The sequence below is a fragment of the Murinocardiopsis flavida genome, from assembly GCF_003014485.1.
Lineage (GTDB): Bacteria > Actinomycetota > Actinomycetes > Streptosporangiales > Streptosporangiaceae > Murinocardiopsis > Murinocardiopsis flavida.
Window position 1 is genome coordinate 172,608 of record NZ_PYGA01000016.1, and the last position, 17,690, is coordinate 190,297.

Genomic DNA, 17,690 nt, shown 5'->3' on the forward strand with positions numbered 1-17,690 from the left:
CCGAATCCGCCAGATCATCCCGCTACAGGAAGCTCACCCCCTGCGCCAGCGGCAGCTCCTCGGAGAAGTTCACCGTGTTCGTCGCCCGGCGCATGTAGGCCCGCCAGGAGTCCGACCCCGACTCCCTGCCGCCGCCCGTCTCCTTCTCCCCGCCGAACGCCCCGCCGATCTCGGCACCCGACGTGCCGATGTTGACGTTCACGATGCCGCAATCGGAGCCGTCGGCGGCGAGGAACCGCTCCGCCTCCCGCTGGTCGCGCGTGAACACGCTCGACGACAGGCCCTGCGGCACCGCGTTGTGCAGCGCCACTGCCTCGTCGAAGTCCGAATACGTCAGCACGTACAGGATCGGCGCGAACGTCTCCTCGCGCACCACCTCCGCCTGCACCGGCATGCGCACCACCGCAGGCTCGGCGTAGTAGGCGCCCGGAGCGGTCTCCGCCAACCGGCGCCCGCCCCCCACCAGCACCGTCCCGCCGGCCTCCTCCGCGCGGCGCAGCGCCCCCCGCATCGCCTCATAGGCCCCCGGACCGATGAGCGGCCCCACCAGGGTCGAATCGTCGAACGGGTCACCGATGCGCAGCTTGGAGTAGGCGTCCACGACCCGGTCGACCAGCGCGTCGGCGACGTCCTCATGCACGATCAGCCGCCGCAGGCTCGTACAGCGCTGCCCCGCCGTGCCCGCCGCGGCGAACACCACACCGCGCACCGCCAAGTCCAGGTCCGCGGAGTCGGTGACCACGGCCGCGTTGTTGCCGCCCAACTCCAGCAGCGACCGGCCGAACCGCGCCGCCACCCGCGGCCCCACCTCCCGCCCCATGCGCACCGACCCGGTGGCGCTGAGCAGCGCCACCCGGGAGTCGTCCACCAGCCGGCCGCCGACCTCGGCACCGCCCAGCACCACCTGGTGCACATCCGCGGGCGCACCCGCCTCGGCGGCCGCCCGCGCCAGCAGCGCATGGCAGCCCAGCGCCGTGAGCGGCGCGAGCTCCGACGGCTTCCACACAACGGTGTTGCCGCACACCAGCGCGACCGCGGTGTTCCACGACCACACCGCCACCGGGAAGTTGAACGCCGTCACGACCCCCACCACGCCCAGCGGATGCCAGGTCTCCATCAGCCGGTGCCCCGGCCGCTCCGACGGCATGGTGCGCCCGTACAGCTGCCGCGACAGGCCCACCGCGAACTCGCAGACGTCGATCATCTCCTGGACCTCGCCCGCGGCCTCCGACCGGCTCTTGCCCACCTCGATCGTCACCAGGTCGGCAAGGTCGGACTTGTGCTCGCGCAGCAGCTCGCCGAAACGGCGCACCAGCGCCCCGCGCGCCGGCGCCGGCGTCGTCCGCCACACGCGGAACGCGGCCTCGGCGCGCCCGATCGCCGCATCGGCGTCCGCGGCCGACGCATGGCCCACGGGCAGCACCTCCGCACCCGTGATGGGCGACCGCGCCGCGGCGCCGCCCCCGAACGCGGCGGGATCGGCCCCGCACCGCTCCAGCGCGGCGACCGCGCGATCGCGAAGTGTCTCAGTGGTGGGATAGGACATGGGTTCTCTCTCCGTTGAGAGGGACGGGTGAGCGGGAGTGTCGTTCCCATCGGCGCCCACCGCCAACCGTCATCGAGGTCGAACATCCCGGCACCGCTGCCACCGGCCCGGCGCGCCCGTCCCTCCCCGCGCACCGGCCCGCGGCAGCGGCGGTAGGATCCCCAGCGTCCTCACCTAGGGACTGTTTTGAAAGGGCCGCGAGCCCGAAACGGCTTTTCAGAACACGCCCTAGCCCCGCGCAGCGCCCACCGACACCGCCGACCCCGACTGGACTCCCACCCGTGAACGTCACCGACCGCACCGCCGAGGAATCGCGCGCCGAAACCGCGGTCCCCCGCGCGATCCTGCTCCGTTCCGGATTCGCCGCCGCCGAGCGCCTGCTCACCGCGGAACTGGCCGGGGCCGGCGACCTCGACGGCGCCCAGCAGGTCGTCACCTCCCACGGGCGCCGCCTCTGGGTCGAGGCGACCCGCGAGCAGTCCGGCGTCCCCGACGACCGCCCCCTGTACTGGGCCCGGCTCACCCTCACCGCGGCACTGCGGCGCTGGGACCCCCCGTTCCCGGTGTCCGACGACGCCCGCCACGCCCTGCTGCGCCGCCTCGACCACGCCTCCCGCGGCCACGACGACCTCGTCTTCCCACCCGACAAAGACGTCCTGCGGGTCATCGTCACCGGCTTCGACCCGTTCGGCCTCACCGAGGACCCCCGCGCGGCCAACCCCTCCGGCACCGCGGCGATCGCCCTGCACCGCACCGAACTGGACCTCCCCGGCCGCACGGCCGTCGTCCGCTCCGCCCTGTTCCCGGTCCGCTGGCGCGACTTCACCGAAGGCATCGCCGAACACCTGCTGCTGCCGCACTACACGGCCGACACCGGCGCCGCCGACGCCGTCATCACGGTCAGCCAGGGCCGCGACGGCCGCTTCGACATCGAGGCCCACAACGCCGCCTGGCGCGGCCCCCGCCCCGACAACGAAGGCGTCACCGCCGCCGGGCCCATCCCCCCCGCGCCCGCCGACCCCGCACACCCCGCGGCGCCCGCCCCGCAGTGGACCCGCACCACCCTGCCCGCCGCCGCGATCATCGACCAGGCCGGCGGCCGGTACCCGGTCCACCACCACACCGGCGTCACCGAGGTGCCCGCCGGCGGGGGCAAGCCCGTCGACCGCGCCGACGGCCCCACCCCCGGATCCGCGCCGCGCCGGGGCGGCGGCGGCGACTACCTCTCCAACGAGCTCGCCTACCGCAACACCGCTCTGCGCGACCGCGCCGGGCGCACCATCCCCGTCGGGCACGTGCACACGCCGCGCCTCGTCCTCGGCGCCGACGACCCCGCCGCGCTCACCGACGCCGCCTTCGAACGCGACCGCGCCGACATCACCGCCCAGCTCCGCGCCATCATCACCGCGGCGCTCGACGGCTGCTGAACCCGCCCGCCGCCGCTCAGTCGGTCCGGTGCTCGGCGCGGTCCTGCCCCCACGCCGTGTGGAACACACCGGGGCGGTCCGTCCGCCGGTAGGTGTGCGCGCCGAAGTAGTCGCGCTGCGCCTGGGTGAGCGCCGCGGGCAGCCGCTCGGCCCGCAACGCGTCGTAGTAGGCGAGCGCGGCGGAGAACCCCGGCGCGGCGATGCCCAGCCGCGCGGCGGTCGCGACGACCTCGCGCCACGCCTGCTGCGCGGCGCCGATCTCGCGCGCGAACTCCGCATCGGCGAGCAGGGTCGCCAGCCCGGGGTCCTTGGCGTACGCGGCGCGGATCCGGTCGAGGAACGCGGCGCGGATGATGCACCCGCCGCGCCAGATCGCCGCCACCGCGCCCGGGTCGATCCCCCAGGCGTACTGCTCGCTGCCCGCGGCGATCATGTTCCACCCCTGCGCGTACGACACGATCTTGGACGCGTACAGCGCCTGCTCGACCTGCTCGGTGAACGCCGCCGCGGCCGCGCCGCCGAGCGGGGCCGGCCGAGGCCCGTCCAGGCCGCGCGCCGCACCGCGCAGGCCGGTGTTGCCGGACAGCGACCGGGCGAAGACGGCCTCGGCGATGCCGCTCACCGGCACCCCCAGGTCCAGCGCCGTGACGACGGTCCAGCGGCCGGTGCCCTTCTGCTCCGCGGCGTCGGCGACCACGTCCACGAACGGGGCGCCGGTGGCGGGGTCGGTGTGCGCCAGCACCTCGCCGGTGATCTCGATCAAATACGACTGGAGGCGCCCGGTGTTCCAGCGCCGGAACACGTCGGCGACCTGTGCCGGGTCCAGCCCCGCTGCGCCGCGCAGCAGGTCGTAGGCTTCCCCGATGAGCTGCATGTCGGCGTACTCGATGCCGTTGTGCACCATCTTCACGAAGTGGCCGGCGCCGTCGGGGCCGATGTGCGCCGCGCACGGCTCCCCGCCGACGTGGGCGCTGATGTCCTCCAGGATCGGGCCGAGCGCGGCGTATGCCTCGGCCGAGCCGCCCGGCATGATCGAGGGGCCGTTCAGCGCGCCCTCCTCGCCGCCGGAGATCCCGACCCCCACGAAGTGGACGCCGCGTTCGCGCAGCGCCGCCTCGCGGCGCCGGGTGTCGGCGAAGTGGGCGTTGCCGCCGTCGATGATCATGTCGCCGTCGTCGAGCAGCGGGGCGAACTCGTCGATGACGGCGTCCGTGGGCTCCCCCGCCTTCACCATGACGACCAGGCGGCGCGGGCGCTCCAGCGCCGCGACGAAGTCGGCCGCCCCCGTAGTGGGTACGAAGTCGCCTTCGTCGCCGAACTGCGCCACCAGCTCCTCGGTGCGCGCGGCCGTCCGGTTGTGGAGCGCGACGGTATAGCCGTGCCGGGCCAGGTTGCGGGCGAGGTTGCGGCCCATCACCGCAAGCCCGGTAACGCCGATCTGCGCTTTCGCTGCCATGGGGACTCCAGCTCCTCGTTCGGACGGGCGCGCGTGGCGCGTCGGCCGGCGGCGCCACGCGCTCACGCTACTGAGCCGCCCGCGGGCCCGCCGGTGCGACACGGCCCGGGTTCCGGGCCGATACCCGGACTGAAGCGGTGCCGTGCCCGCGGCCACATCGCAGCGGGCACCCGCCCCGCTCCCCGGGCCCGGGGCATGGCGGCTCGGCTGGGCGTGCGGAGGATGCCGCGCGGGTGTGGGCGGGTCCTCGTCAGGCGCTTGCGGGTCAGGCCCAGGTGGCCAGCGGGCCGCCGTTGAACGCCACCATGTCGGTCAGGACAGCGGGGTAGTCGAGGGCCGCTCCACGCTCGCGGCCGTCGATCTCGGCGTAGGCGCGGTGCAGGTTCCCCACGATGCGCTCCTTGTCGCCCCACCCGGCGTACTCGCCCAGGTCCAGTTCGCGGGCGGCCGCCAGCGGGGCCAGGCCGGCCGCGTGCGACGCGGCGGCGCTGTCGCGCACGAATCGGGCGTACCCGGCGACCTCGCCCATCAGCTCCGGCCCGCACAGCGGGCCGTGCCCCGGCACGACGACCTCGGCGCCGAGGCGCGGGAGGAGGCCCTCCAGCACCTCGATGGTGCCGGCGACCGAGCCCTGCAACAGGAACGGGGTCCCGCCGTTGAACAGCAGGTCCCCGGCGAACAGCACCTTCTGGTCGGGGAGCCACACGAAGGAGTCGTTGTCGGTGTGGGCGGGGGTGCCCACGTGCCGCACCTCGCAGCGCTGGTCCGCCGCGCGCAGCGCCACGGTGTCGGTGAAGGTGACGAAGGGCGGTTCGAGCCGGACGTCTCCCCAGTCCACGGGGGTCCAGATCGGCTCGGACCACGGCAGGCCCCAGTTGAGGACCCCTCTGCGGGTGTTCTCGTGGGCCACGATGGCGGCGCCCTCGAACACGAAGTTGCCGAAGGTGTGGTCGCCGTGGTGGTGCGTGTTGACAACGGTGCGCACGGGCCGGTCGGTCACCGCGGCGATGGTGTCGCGGTAGGCGCGGGTGCGGCGCTCGGTGGCGCACGTGTCGATGCTGACGACCCCCTGGTCGTCGACCAGGAATCCGGTGTTGTTGACCCACCAGGTGCCGTCGGGCTGGACGTAGCCGAAGACGCCGTCGGCGACCTCGTGCAGTTCCGGTGTGCCGGTGCGCGGCGGGTCCCGCCGTTCCTCGATCACGGGTCGGCCTCCAGGTGGGGGTGTCCGTGCGGGCCCGCACGTCCGAGCATCGAATCACGCCGGGCCCCGCTGTAGGTGCCGAATCGGTACGGGGGCGGTGAGTAGTGATCATACCCGCTGCCTTTACAACGTAGATTCACTACTCGGACCACGGCGGCCGCCGCCCGGCGCGTTCCCGCCTCAGGCCGCGGGGGTGTGCACCTGGACGAGGTTGTCCCACGGGTCGTCGGCGGTGAGGACCGCGCCGTCGTGGCGGTAGGCGATGCCGTGGCCGCGCAGGCGTTCGGCGACCGCGCCCACGGCGTCGGACGAGGGCACCTCGATGACGACCTGGCCGAGTCCGAGCGCCGGCGTGCGGGGGCCCGCTCCCCGGCTCAGCCAGGTGTTCATGGCGACGTGGTGGTGGTAGCCGCCCGCCGAGACGAACAGCGCCTGCCCGCCCGGCGCAGCCGTCACCTCGAACCCCAGGACGTCGACGTAGAAGCGGCGCGCGGTCTCGACGTCGCCGACCTTGAGGTGGACGTGCCCGACGTGCACCGCGGTGTCGGCGGCGGGCGCGGGCGCCGCTGCGGCGGGCTCGGCCAGGTGCTCGCTCAGGAAGCGGTTCGGGTCGAGGCGCAGGGAGGCCATCCGGACGCGCCCGCCGTCCCAGGACCACTGCTCCCGCGGCCGGTCCCAGTACAGCTCCAGCCCGTTGCCCTCGGGGTCGTCGAAGTAGAACGCCTCGCTGACGAGGTGGTCGGCGCTGCCGGTGAACGCGGCCGGGTGGCGCCGGGCCACCGAGTACACGGCGGCGGCGAGGTCGGCCCTGTGCTCGAACAGCACGGCGGTGTGGAACAGGCCGGCGTGCTCGGCGGGGGCGTGCTTGAGGCCGGGGACGTGGTGCAGCGCGACCACCGGGGCGCCGCCGTGCCCCAGCACCGCGTTGCCGCCGCCGTGGGACAGCACCGCGAGGCCCACGCCGTCGCGGTAGAAGGCGGTCATCGCGTCGAGGTCGGCGACGTGCAGGGTCACCGCCCCCATGGAGGTGGCGGCGTCGAGGAGGTCCGTCCCATTCGTCATATCCGTCAGAATCGGTTTCGGCCCTCCGCTATTCCCCGGAAGGGGAGCGGCAGGTCCGGGATCCCGGCGTCGCTGCTCCTCGCCTCCGCACCCGGCGGCGCGGGCCCGCGCCGCCGGGGGTTCCCGGGCCCGTCAGCGCGTGGGGCTGAACGGGCGGAGCTGCTCGGGCTGCTTGCCGGTGGTGATCTGCTCGGCGAGGAGCCGGCCGGTGACCGGGCCCAGGGTGAGCCCCCACATGCCGTGCCCGCCCGCGACGTAGACGCCGCGCGCCTTGGTGGCGCCGATCAGCGGGAGCCCGTTGGTGCTCACCGGGCGCGAGCCGACCCATTCGTCGCTGCGCTGATCCCAGTCCACCCCGCTGAGCAGCGGCCGCGCCGACCGGACCACGGCGTCGATGCGCTTGGGGTCCAGCGGCGCCTCGGCGCGGCGGAACTCCATGGTGCCCGCGACGCGGAGCTTGCCCTGGTAGGGCGTGCACGCGACGCGGACCGCGGGGAGGTACACGGGGCCGGGCACCGGCGCGTCGGTCGGGACGGTGAACGAGTACCCGCGGCCCGCGCGCACCTGCGTCCGCACCCCCAGCGGGCGCGCCAGCCCCGGCAGCCAGGTGCCCGTCGCCAGCACGACGGCGTCGGCCGTGACCCGGCGGCCGTCGGCCGCCTCCGCGGCGGCCCCTCCCCCGTCCGGGCGCAGCCGGGCCACCTCGAAGTCCTCCTCGATGACCCCGCCCCGCTCGCGCACCGAGGCGGCCAGGGACGCGACGAACGCGCCGGGGTCGACGTAGCGCTGGCCCTCCAGGCGGATGGCGGTCTGCACCCCGCCGGCGATCTGCGGCACGGCGGCCCGCGCCTCGTCGCCGGTCAGCTCGGTGAACCGCACGTCCTGCCCCGCCTCGGCGATCAGCGAGAGCTCGTGGCGCAGGTCCTTGGCCTGCTCCCGCTTTGCGAACGCCGCCGTGATGGGCGCTTCGTGGGTGGGGGACTCCACCCCGTTGCGGGTGAGGGTGTCGAACGCGTCCAGGCACTCGGAGTTGACGGGGAGGTAGCCGCGCATGCCCCGCTTCCAGGCCCCCATGGTGCAGTGCGTGGCGAAGCGCGCGAGGAAGCTCCACAGCCCGATGTCGGGGCTCATCGGGACGTACAGGGGCGCGCTGGGGCTCACGAGCGACCGGAGCCCGTAGCGCAGGACGCTGGGCTCCGGCAGCGGGATCGACAGCCCCGGGGACAGCCAGCCCGCGTTGCCCCAGGACGCGCCCGCCGCCACCCCGCGGCGGTCCAGGACCGTGACCTCGACCCCCCGCTCCTGGAGGAACCAGGCCGTCGACAGGCCCACGACACCGGCCCCCACGACGACCGCGCTCGCCGGGCCGCCGTCCATTCGCCCCATTGCCATGACCGCCACCTCTCCGCTCCGCACATCCGGATCTCTCCCGGTGATCATGGACCGGAACGGCCGCGGGGGAACTGGCCCGCGTGCACAATCCGCGCGGGCGCGGTTGTCCCCGCCGCACAACCGCGCGGTGCTCAGCCCGCCGCGGGATCCTGGGCGGCCAGGGCGATGATCAGGGCGAGCCGCCCTTCGGGATCGTCCAGCCGCAGGTCGGCGACCTGCGCCAGCTGCCGCATCCGGTAGCGGACAGTGTTGCGGTGGACGCCGAGCCGCTGCGCCGCGGCCCCGACGTCGCCCTGGGCGTCCAGCCACGCCCGCAGCGTGGGCACGTGGCGGGTGCCCTGCTCGGCGTCGCACCGCCGCAGCTCGTGCAGCGGCCCGCGGGCGGGGGTGCGCCCGGCCGCGGCCGCCGCGCGCAGCCGCTCCAGCAGCACCGCGCCCCACGCCTCGTCGTAGGCGACGGCGGGGGCGGCCGGGTCGCGCAGCGCGTGCACGGCCAGGCTCTCGTCGGCCTCGCTGCGGCTCGCGGGCAGCAGCGCCGGCTCGGCCGGGCCGCCGATCCCCGCGCGCACGACGACCCCTGCGGGCAGGTCCTCCGCGACCGAGGCGATCCAGGCGCGGGCCTTGGCGACGTCCCCGCCGCCGGGCAGGACGGTGTACACGGTGCTGCCCGACAGGGCGCTGCGGCCCGGCCGGGTCCAGCCGAACCCCAGCGTGGCGCGCTCGAACGCGAGGAGCACGGCGGCGTGGCCGGAGTCCGCGCCGTGGGCCCGCAGCGCCACCACCCGCGCCGGAGCGGACGCCAGGCCGAGGCGGCTGAGCAGGCCGAGCGTGTCGGCGCTGCCTTCGAGCAGCCCGATGACGCAGTCGGACTCCATGCGCCGTTCGAGGTCGGCGCCCGCCCTGATCCGCAGCATGTGCTGGGCCGCCGCCGTGGCGCCGGCCCGCAGCGCGGCCGCCCTGGGCCCGGTCAGCGGGGCCTCCGACTCCACCCAGATCGAACCGATCAGCTCCCGCCCGGCACGCACCGCGATGACCGCCCGCCCGTGCAGGCCGTGCGCAGCGGAGGGCCGCACGAACAGGGGGTCGTCGGAGGCGTCGAGGTGCCGGAACGCGCCCTGCCGGGCGATCGCCGCGCGGACGCCCTCGGGGACCCGCCGCCCCAGGATGGTCTCGTGGCGGGCGCGGTCGGCGCCGATCTGGCGGCTGGAATAGGCGAGCACGCGGGAGAAGCGGTCCTCGACCGTGACAGGCCCGCCGACCTCCTCGGCCAGCGAGTCGGCGAGTGTGAACAGGTCGGTGGGGCCGCGCCCGGCATCGGACTCGCGCCCGTCGAGGACCAGCCCGAACACCACCGCGGACAGCTGGCTCCACGACACGGCGGGGTCGACGGCGATCAGCGCGACCGCGGCCGTGCGCGCCGCGTCGAGCACCTCCTCGGCGATGTCGCCGCCGTCCCGCAGGACCACGGCGGCCGCCTGCGCGCGGGCCGCCCAGCGCACCGCCTCGACCGCCGATGCGGCGCCGACCGCGAGGAAGACCTCCCCCGTGGCGGGGCGCGGATCGGCGGGGTCGTGGACGGCGACGCTGCGCAGCGCGGTCGCGCGCGGCAGCGGACAGCAGCACAGCCGGCCGCCGTAGGTACTCAGGACGTTGACCAGGCGGTCAACCGTGACCATGGCGCACCCGAGCGCGGCGATACGTGACCATGTCGGACAGCATAGGCACTGCGCGCGCCGCCGGCCCGCGGCCGGACCGCTCCCCCGCGCGGCCGGCGGCGCCGAGCCCGGCATCCGGGCGGCCGACGGCGGCCGTCACCCGCCGGGGAGGTCGATGGCTGCGGGGTCGGCGACGAGGCGGCGGGCGATCTCGACCAGGCGGACGTTGGCCTGCTGCGAGGCCGCCGACATGGCCTCGAACGCCTCGCGCGCGCCGCATCCCCTGGCGTGCATGAGCACCCCAACGGCCTGGTCGATGACGGGGCGGGTGTGCAGGGCGTTGCGCAGGTTCGCGGCCGTGGCGCGCTCCTTGTCCGCCTCGTCGTCGGCGCGCAGTGCGGCGCTCGCCTGGCGCACCAGGCCCCACGCGAGCGCGTGCGCCTCCCCGTCCTCGAACAGTCCGGGGCGCAGCCCGCACAGCTCCAGGGTGAGGGCGCCGGAGTCGGTGCGGGCCGGGACGATGAGCATCGAGCGCACGCCCGCGGCGAGCGCGAGCCGGGTGAAGTTCGGCCACGGGCCGGGCCGCATCGTGTCGGCGATCTCGACCGGTGCGCCGGTGGCCCAGGCGTGCCGGACCGGCCAGTCCGCCGTGCCGGTACCCACCGCGTCGACCAGCGGGAGGTCGGGGTGCGAGGAGACCAGGATCTCCGCGGCACCGGCGCGCCAGACCACCGCCAGCGCCGCCGCGCAGCCCGGAACGACGGCGACGGCCTCGCTGACCAGGCGGTCGAGACGCGCCTCGGGAGAGGACGCCGTGCTCTCGGGCGTGTCGGTGCGCAGGCGGGGCTTCACGCCGTTCTCCTCCCCATGTCGGCCGCCGCCGCGGCGGAGGCGGTGGGCTGCGGATAGCAGTCCCCTGCCCTCCAGTACCGGCCTCACACCACGTGGCGCGACGGCCCACGCGCCCGCCCGGCCCCGCGGGTCAGCCGCCGGGGTCGAACCGGGTGAGCGCGAACCACAGGCGCATCCGCTCCTCGGGGTCGCCCAGGTCGATGCCGAGGTCGCGCTCGACCCTGCCGATCCGGTAGCGGACGCTGTTGCGGTGCGCCCCCAGGTCGCCCGCTGCGCGGCCCCAGTTGCCGTGCCGGGCGAGCCAGGCGCGCAGCGTGCGGCGGAGCCCTTGCGCGTCGGGGCCGCTCCCGGCGAGGGGGCCGAGGATGGCCGCCGCGGCGGCCCCGGCGTCCTCGGGTGCGATGGCGGCGTCCAGCGGGTCGGCGTGCTCGGCCGCGATGAGCGGCGCCCCCGCGGATCGCGCCCGTTCGAGCAGTGCCGCGGCCCGCCGGTCGGCGCGGTGCAGGCCCTCGGGCCCGGCGGGGCCGCTCAGCGCCCCCAGCCAGCCGCGCCCGTGCAGCGCGCGCAGGTGCGCCCAGTGCGCGGCGCGGTCGCCGGTGTCGCCGACCACCGCGCGCACGGTGCCGCCGGGTCCGCCGGTGTCGACGAGCGCGGTGCCGAACCGCTCGGGCGGCGCGGCGGTGTCGGGCCCGCTGCCGGAGCGGCAGGCGTGCAGGACGCGGAACGCGGTGCCCGACCCGCCCGCGAGCCCGGCCGCCAACGGTGCCAGGGTCGCGACCGGCGCGGAGTCGAGGAGCAGCCGGGTCAGGGGCAGCCACGGAGGGTCGGCCGCGCCGCCGCCCGGCAGGAGGCCGAGCAGCGCGACAGCGGTGCCCAGGACCGCGCGGTCGGTGCCGCCGAACGGGGCCGGGCGGCCGATGACGAGCACCTCGGCGCGCTCGGGCGGCTCCCCGATGCCGTGCAGGAACACCTCGTCGGGCCCCATGCGGGCCTTGGCGCTGCGCGGGCCGTTCGGCCGGCACAGCCGGCCGGCCAGCGCCGCGACCTCACCGCTCAGCGGCGGGGTTTCCGGGTCCGCCGGGCCGCCGGGCACCACGGCGGCCCAGCAGCCCAGCGCGTCGGCGAGCGTGCGGACGAGCCGGTCGACCGGTGACGCGGCGGTCGCCGCCCGGGCGAGCGCGCGGTGCGCCTCGCCGAGCCTGCGCGCCTCCTGGACGTGCAGCTCCTCGAGCGCCTGGCCCACGGCCTGGCTGACCGCCACGAACGGGGTGCGTTCGGGCACTTCGAGCAGCGGGAGCCCTTGGGCGCGGCACTGCTCGACCAGTGCGCCGGGCACCGTGTCGTACACCGGGGTGACGCCGAAGCCCAGGGCGCTGACCCCGGACGCGACCAGCCCAGCCACGTAGGCGCGCAGCCGGGCGGGGTCGGCCGCCATGTCGACCCCCGCGGACAGCAGCAGCTCGCCGCCGGTGAGGTAGCGGGCGGGATCGGCGAGTTCGCTGACAACGGCCCACCGCACGCGCGGCTCGGGCCCGGCGGCGGGCGTGCGGCGGCGCAGCGCGAGGTCCCTGCGGTCGGTGATGGCGCTCAGCGGGACGGTCCGGGCCGCGTGGCCGCCGCGTCCGTCGGGGTCGGTCGGGTCGCCGCTCGGTGCCACCGCTGAGCCCTCTCGCCGGGGTGGCCGGACCGCACAGATTCGCCGGGCCAACGGTGCGATCCACCCACTTACGCCGACATTAACGGCTGTTTACGGTGCAGGGAACCCGCCGCCCCCGGCTCCAGCGGCCCACCGACGGAGGCACCCATGACCATCGACATCGCCGTGATCGCCTGCTATCTGCTCGGCATGGTCGCGCTGGGCTGGTGGGGCATGCGCCGGGCCCGCACCAGGTCCGACTACCTCGTGGCGGGGCGGCGCCTCGGCACTTTCATGTACGCGGGGACGATGGCGGCGGTGGTCCTGGGCGGCGCCTCCACCATCGGCGGGATCGGGCTGGGCTACGCGCACGGCATCTCCGGCGCGTGGCTGGTCGCCGCGATCGGGGTCGGCATCCTCACGCTGCACGCGGTCTTCGCCCGCCGCATCTCCCGGCTGCGCGTCTACACGGTGTCGGAGATGCTCGACCTCCGCTACGGCGGGAACTCGCGCGCGGTGTCGGGGCTCGTGATGTGGGGCTACACGTTCATGCTGACGGTGCCCTCGACGCTGGCGTTCTCCACGGTGTTCAGCGGCCTGCTGGACATGCCGCGGGCGGCGGCGATCGTCCTGGGCGGATCGATCGTCGTGCTGTACTCCACCCTCGGCGGCATGTGGTCGGTGACCATGACCGACATCGTGCAGTTCGTCATCAAGACCGTGGGGCTGCTGTTCATCCTCACCCCCGTCGCCGTCTGGCACGCCGGGGGTTTCGCGGGGATGCGCGCCGAACTGGACCCGTCCTACTTCGACCCGGCCGCGATCGGCGGGCAGACCATCCTCACCTACTTCCTCGTGTACTCCCTCGGGCTGCTCATCGGCCAGGACATCTGGCAGCGGGTGTTCACCGGCCGCGACGACCGCGTCGCCACCGTCGGCGGCCTCGGCGCCGGGGTGTACTGCCTGGTGTTCGCCGTGGCCGGCGCGCTCGTCGGCACCTCGGCCGCTGTGCTGTTCCCCGGCCTCGCGGAGCCCGACGACGCGTTCACCCTCATGGTCGGGGCGACCCTGCCCCCGGGGGTCTCCGGGCTGGTGCTCGCCGCGGCGCTGTCGGCCGTGATGTCCACTGCCAGCGGGGCGCTCATCGCCTGCTCCACGGTGACCACCACCGACCTGTGGCCGCAGGTGCGCAGGCTGTGGGCCGGGCCGGGCGGCGAGGAGCGGCCGGACGGCGGCGGCGCGGGCGGGAAGCTCTCCGCGAACCGGATCTGCACCTTCGTGCTGGGCGTCGGCACGATCGGGGTCGCGCTGCTGGTCGCCGACGTCGTCGCCGCGCTGACCGTGGCCTACAACATCCTCGTCGGCGGGCTGCTCGTCGCCATCCTCGGCGGGCTCACCTGGCGGCGCGGGACGCGGGCCGGCGCGCTGTGCTCCATGCTCGCCGGGTCGGTCACGGTGGTCGCCACGATGGCGGCCAAGGGGCTGCTGGCGAACGAACCCATCTACTACGGCCTCGGCGCTGCGCTCGCCGCCTACGTCGCGGTCAGCCTCGCCACCCGGCCCACCGACCCCGACGTCCTCGCCGCGTGGCAGCGCCGGGTCCGCGGCGCGGACGCCGCCGCACCGGTGCCCGGCGCGCGCCGGGAGCCGTGACCCACCGTCCGCGCAGTCCTCCCCGGAAAGGAACCGCCGCGATGTCCACCCCGATCGGCCCCACCGACTCCAGCCTCGTCCCCCGCTTCGCGGGGCCGGCGACGTTCGCCCGGCTGCCGCGGATCGACCAGGTGCCGCACACCGACATCGCGGTCGTCGGGGTGCCGTTCGACACCGGCGTCTCCTACCGGCCCGGCGCCCGTTTCGGCCCCGCCGCGATCCGCGAGGCGAGCCGGCTGCTGCGCCCCTACCACCCGGCGCTGGACGTGTCGCCGTTCGCTGCGGCGCAGGTCGCCGACGCGGGCGACATCGCCGTGAACCCGTACTCCATCGGCGACGCCGTCGAGGCGCTGGACGCGGCCGCCTCGGGGTTCGCCGGGTCGGGGACGCGCCTGGTGACGCTCGGCGGCGACCACACCATCGCGCTGCCGCTGCTGCGCTCGCTGCACCGGCGCCACGGGCCGGTCGCGCTGCTGCACTTCGACGCCCACCTCGACACTTGGGACAGCTACTTCGGGGAGCCCTACACCCACGGCACCCCGTTCCGCCGCGCGGTCGAGGAGGGGCTCCTCGACACCGAGGCGATCTCGCACGTCGGGATCCGCGGCCCGCTCTACGGCCGCGCGGACCTCGCCGCGGACCGCCGGTTCGGGTTCGGCATCGTCACGGCGGCCGACGTGCTGCGCAAGGGGGTCGACGAGATCACCGACGCGCTGCGCGCCCGCATCGGCTCCCGGCCGCTGTACGTCTCCGTGGACATCGACGTGCTCGACCCGGCGCACGCCCCCGGCACCGGCACCCCCGAGGCCGGGGGCCTGACCAGCAGGGAGCTGCTGGAGATCCTGCGCGGGCTGGCGGGCTGCGCCCTCGTCGGCGCCGACGTCGTCGAGGTGGCGCCGGCCTACGACCACGCGCAGATCACCGCGACCGCGGCCGCGCACCTGGCCTACGACCTGATCAGCGTCCTGACCCTGCACACCGCGCACACCGCTCAATAGCGCGGCCGGTAGGGTCGCCGGCGGGCGGGCCGGGCGCCCCTGGGAGGAGAGCAGCCGTGAACACTGTCCGCACCGGCGGCGACCTGGCCGTGGAGACCCTCACCGCCCTGGGCGCGCGCACCGTGTTCGGGATCCCGGGCCAGCACGCCCTCGGGTTGTTCGACGCGCTGCGGCGCACACCGGAGCTGCGGTTGGTCGCCAACCGGGTGGAGAACAACGCGGCGTTCGCCGCCGACGGGCACGCGCGCCGCACCGGCGCCGTGACGCCGCTGCTGGTGTCGACCGGGCCGGGCGCGCTGCTGACCCTGGCGTCCCTCCAGGAGGCCAGGGAGTCCAGTGTCCCGGTGCTCGCCATCAGCAGCCAGGTCCCCGCAGCGGGACTCGGCGGGGCCCGCCGCGGTTACCTGCACGAACTCCCCGACCAGCAGGCGAGCTTCCGCGGGGTCGTGAAGTCGACGCACGAGGCGCGGCACCCGTCGCAGATCCCCTCGGCGATCGCCGCGGCGTGGCGCAGCGCGGCGAGCGCACCCGCGGGGCCCGTGTGGGTGGAGATCCCGCAGGATGTCCTGACCGGGCCGGCCGGGGCCCCGCCCGTCACCGGGGTCGACGGCTCCCCCGTCCCGCTGCCGCCGCGGCCCGAGCTCGTCGAGGAGGCCGCGCGCCTCCTCGACGGCGCGCGCCGGCCCGTCGTCCTGGCGGGCGGCGGGGTGGTGCGCTCCGGCGGCGCGGACGCCCTGCTGGAGTTGGCCGAGCGGCTGCGGGCGCCGGTGGCGTGCACGTTCGGCGGCAAGGACGCGTTCCCGTGGGAGCACCAACTGTCGCTCCAGTCGTGGCTGGAGGACCGGCACCTCACCGACTACCTGGAGCAGGCCGACGTCCTGCTGGTCGCCGGGTCGGGGCTGGGCGAGCTGTCCAGCAACTACCACACGTTCCGGCCGCGCGGCCGGATCATCCAGGTCGAGGCCGACCTCGGCCGGATCGAGGCGAACCACCCCGCCCTGGGCGTGCACGCGGACGCGGCGGCGACCCTGCGCGCCCTGGCCGGGCGGGTCCGCCCGCGCGCGGCGGACCGCGCGGTCGAGGACGAGGTGTCGGCGGTCCGGGCCAAGGTCGCCGCGCGCCTGGCGGCCCAGGACCTGGGGGCGGAGCAGGGCATCCTCGCGTCGATGCGCGCGGCCCTGCCCGACGGCGCGCCGAGCTTCTGGGACATGACGGTCCTCGCGTACTGGGCGTGGTCGGCGTGGGACCCGCGCGGCGGCACCATGCACACGGCCCAGGGCGCGGGGGGCCTGGGCTTCGCCTTCCCCGCGGCGCTGGGCGCCGCCGCCGTCGGCGGCGGCCCGGTGCTCGCGGTCTCCGGCGACGGCGGCGCGATGTACGGGATCGCCGAACTCGCGGCGGCCCGCCAGCACGGCCTCGACGTCACCTGGCTGATCGTCGACGACGGCGGCTACGGGATCCTCCGCGAGTACATGGCCGACGCGTACGGCGCCGCCGCGCACACCGAGCTGGCGCGCCCGGACTTCGCGGCGCTCGCCGCGTCATTCGGGGTCGCGGCCGTCCGCACCGCGCCGGACCGGCTCGCCGACGACCTGGCGGGGTCGCTGGCCGAGCCGGGCCCTTCGGTGGTGCTGCTGCCCGCCGTGCCGCGCATGTTCGCGCCGACGCACCTCGGCTGACGCCGAAGCGCGCGGGGTCAGCCCTTGGCGCGCAGGGGCGCCCCGGCGCGGTGCATGCTGCCGAGCGCCTGCTTGTAGGACCCGATCAGGCTGGTCTCCAGGTAGGAGACGTCGATCTCCGCGCAGTAGTCGCGGACGATCCGCTGGGCGCGGGGCAGATTCACGCTCGGCATGCTGGGGAAGAGGTGGTGCTCGATCTGGTAGTTCAGGCCGCCAAGGGCGACGTCGGTGAACCAGCCGCCGCGGACGTTGCGCGAGGTGAGGACCTGGCGCCGAAGGAAGTCGAGGGAGTCCTCGTTGGTGAGGGTCGGCATGCCCTTGTGGTTGGGGGCGAAGATGCTGCCCAGGTACACCCCGAACAGCCCTTGGTGAATCGCGAGGAACACCAGCGCCTTGCCGGGCGAGAGCACCATGAAGAGCGCGGCGAGGTACCCGCCGAAGTGCGCGAACAGCAGGACGCCTTCCAGCCAGCGGTGCTTCATCGTCGGCCGCGACAACGCGCGCACGCTCGACACGTGCAGGTTGATCCCCTCGAGGGTGAGGAGGGGGAAGAACAGGAACGCCTGCCAGCCGCCGAGGATCCGCGCCAGGCCCTTGGCCTCGTGCGCCTGCCCCTCCGACCAGACGAAGATGTCGGGCTCGACGTCGGGGTCGAGCTCCTCGTGGTTGGGGTTGGCGTGATGGCGGGTGTGCTTGTTCATCCACCAGCCGTAGCCCATGCCGATACCGAGGTTGCCGACGATGCGGCCGGCCGTCTCACTGGCCCGCCGCGACCGGAAGATCTGCTTGTGCGCGAGGTCGTGGGCGACCAGTGCGACCTGCCCGAACGCGACCGCCAGGACGACGGCCGTGATGACCTGCCACCAACTGTCGCCGATGAGGACGAAGGCCGCCCAGCCGGCGGCGAGCAGGCCGAGAATGAGCGAGACGCGCACCGCGTAGTACACGGGGCGCCGATCGAGGAGGCCCTCGGCCACGATGATCCGGGACAACCGGGCGAAGTCGCTGCCCGCTTTCCCGTCGCCTCTGCCGGCCCGCTGGGGCGGACCGTCCTCCTTCTCCTTGAAACCGTTCGACATCGCCACGGCGACCGCCTGCTCTCTTGGGGGTCCGGCATCGGAAAGTGCAGC

General features: G+C 75.4%; 13 protein-coding genes. 4 read left to right on the forward strand and 9 right to left on the reverse strand.

The genetic code is table 11. The annotated features are described in order from the left end of the window. Window positions 1–22: 22 nt before the first annotated feature. A complete protein-coding gene (gene amaB, locus CLV63_RS21895; RefSeq protein ID WP_106585039.1) occupies window positions 23–1,546 on the reverse strand; it encodes an L-piperidine-6-carboxylate dehydrogenase in 1,524 nt (507 codons plus the stop codon). A 281-nt stretch (window positions 1,547–1,827) separates the two neighbouring features. On the opposite strand from amaB, the gene CLV63_RS33685 reads away from it, so the two are divergent. Beyond that, window positions 1,828–2,973, forward strand: a complete 1,146-nt coding sequence (locus CLV63_RS33685; protein WP_106585040.1) for a pyroglutamyl peptidase — start codon at window positions 1,828–1,830, stop codon at window positions 2,971–2,973. 16 nt (window positions 2,974–2,989) lie between these two features. Here the strand turns inward: CLV63_RS33685 and gndA are convergent, their stop codons facing one another. The 7 genes from gndA to CLV63_RS21935 form a co-directional block, all read right to left on the reverse strand. Continuing rightward, the gene (gene gndA, locus CLV63_RS21905) at window positions 2,990–4,429 is read right to left on the reverse strand and encodes an NADP-dependent phosphogluconate dehydrogenase (RefSeq protein ID WP_106585041.1); all 1,440 of its coding nucleotides are present in this window, start codon (window positions 4,427–4,429) and stop codon (window positions 2,990–2,992) included. Between the two features lie 265 nt (window positions 4,430–4,694). Further along, window positions 4,695–5,633, reverse strand: a complete 939-nt coding sequence (locus CLV63_RS21910; protein ID WP_245928971.1) for an MBL fold metallo-hydrolase — start codon at window positions 5,631–5,633, stop codon at window positions 4,695–4,697. 180 nt (window positions 5,634–5,813) lie between these two features. Continuing rightward, entirely contained in the window at window positions 5,814–6,695 is an 882-nt protein-coding gene (locus CLV63_RS21915; protein WP_245928972.1) for a VOC family protein, read from the reverse strand. Window positions 6,696–6,827: 132 nt separating this feature from the next. Then, a complete protein-coding gene (locus CLV63_RS21920) occupies window positions 6,828–8,087 on the reverse strand; it encodes an NAD(P)/FAD-dependent oxidoreductase (RefSeq protein ID WP_281260752.1) in 1,260 nt (419 codons plus the stop codon). Window positions 8,088–8,218: 131 nt separating this feature from the next. After that, complete coding sequence (locus CLV63_RS21925) at window positions 8,219–9,763, reverse strand: PucR family transcriptional regulator (RefSeq protein ID WP_106585042.1); 1,545 nt, start codon at window positions 9,761–9,763, stop codon at window positions 8,219–8,221. A 135-nt stretch (window positions 9,764–9,898) separates the two neighbouring features. Further along, the gene (locus CLV63_RS21930; RefSeq protein ID WP_106585043.1) at window positions 9,899–10,594 is read right to left on the reverse strand and encodes an ANTAR domain-containing protein; all 696 of its coding nucleotides are present in this window, start codon (window positions 10,592–10,594) and stop codon (window positions 9,899–9,901) included. A gap of 130 nt (window positions 10,595–10,724) precedes the next feature. Further along, a complete protein-coding gene (locus tag CLV63_RS21935; RefSeq protein WP_106585044.1) occupies window positions 10,725–12,251 on the reverse strand; it encodes a PucR family transcriptional regulator in 1,527 nt (508 codons plus the stop codon). Window positions 12,252–12,398: 147 nt separating this feature from the next. Here CLV63_RS21935 and CLV63_RS21940 point away from each other — a divergent pair, with 147 nt between their 5' ends. The 3 genes from CLV63_RS21940 to CLV63_RS21950 are packed head-to-tail and all read left to right on the forward strand — an operon-like array spanning window position 12,399 to window position 16,560. Further along, entirely contained in the window at window positions 12,399–13,883 is a 1,485-nt protein-coding gene (locus CLV63_RS21940) for a sodium:solute symporter (protein WP_106585045.1), read from the forward strand. A gap of 41 nt (window positions 13,884–13,924) precedes the next feature. After that, entirely contained in the window at window positions 13,925–14,881 is a 957-nt protein-coding gene (gene speB, locus CLV63_RS21945; protein ID WP_106585046.1) for an agmatinase, read from the forward strand. Between the two features lie 56 nt (window positions 14,882–14,937). Continuing rightward, window positions 14,938–16,560 (forward strand): thiamine pyrophosphate-binding protein, encoded by a 1,623-nt coding sequence (locus tag CLV63_RS21950; RefSeq protein ID WP_106585047.1) that lies wholly within the window; start codon window positions 14,938–14,940, stop codon window positions 16,558–16,560. Window positions 16,561–16,577: 17 nt separating this feature from the next. On the opposite strand, the gene CLV63_RS21955 is transcribed toward CLV63_RS21950, so the two are convergent. After that, window positions 16,578–17,639: a fatty acid desaturase family protein gene (locus tag CLV63_RS21955; protein WP_106585048.1), complete on the reverse strand. Its 1,062-nt coding sequence runs from the start codon at window positions 17,637–17,639 to the stop codon at window positions 16,578–16,580. Window positions 17,640–17,690: the final 51 nt, after the last annotated feature.

Bases quoted from the DNA above. Each gene is read 5' to 3' on its own strand.
- amaB (WP_106585039.1), bottom strand. From the start codon at position 1,546: ATGTCCTATCCCACCACTGAGACACTTCGCGATCGCGCGGTCGCCGCG.
- gndA (WP_106585041.1), bottom strand. From the start codon at position 4,429: ATGGCAGCGAAAGCGCAGATCGGCGTTACCGGGCTTGCGGTGATGGGC.
- CLV63_RS21915 (WP_245928972.1), bottom strand. From the start codon at position 6,695: ATGACGAATGGGACGGACCTCCTCGACGCCGCCACCTCCATGGGGGCG.
- CLV63_RS21920 (WP_281260752.1), bottom strand. From the start codon at position 8,087: ATGGCAATGGGGCGAATGGACGGCGGCCCGGCGAGCGCGGTCGTCGTG.
- CLV63_RS21925 (WP_106585042.1), bottom strand. From the start codon at position 9,763: ATGGTCACGGTTGACCGCCTGGTCAACGTCCTGAGTACCTACGGCGGC.
- CLV63_RS21940 (WP_106585045.1), top strand. From the start codon at position 12,399: ATGACCATCGACATCGCCGTGATCGCCTGCTATCTGCTCGGCATGGTC.
- speB (WP_106585046.1), top strand. From the start codon at position 13,925: ATGTCCACCCCGATCGGCCCCACCGACTCCAGCCTCGTCCCCCGCTTC.
- CLV63_RS21955 (WP_106585048.1), bottom strand. From the start codon at position 17,639: ATGTCGAACGGTTTCAAGGAGAAGGAGGACGGTCCGCCCCAGCGGGCC.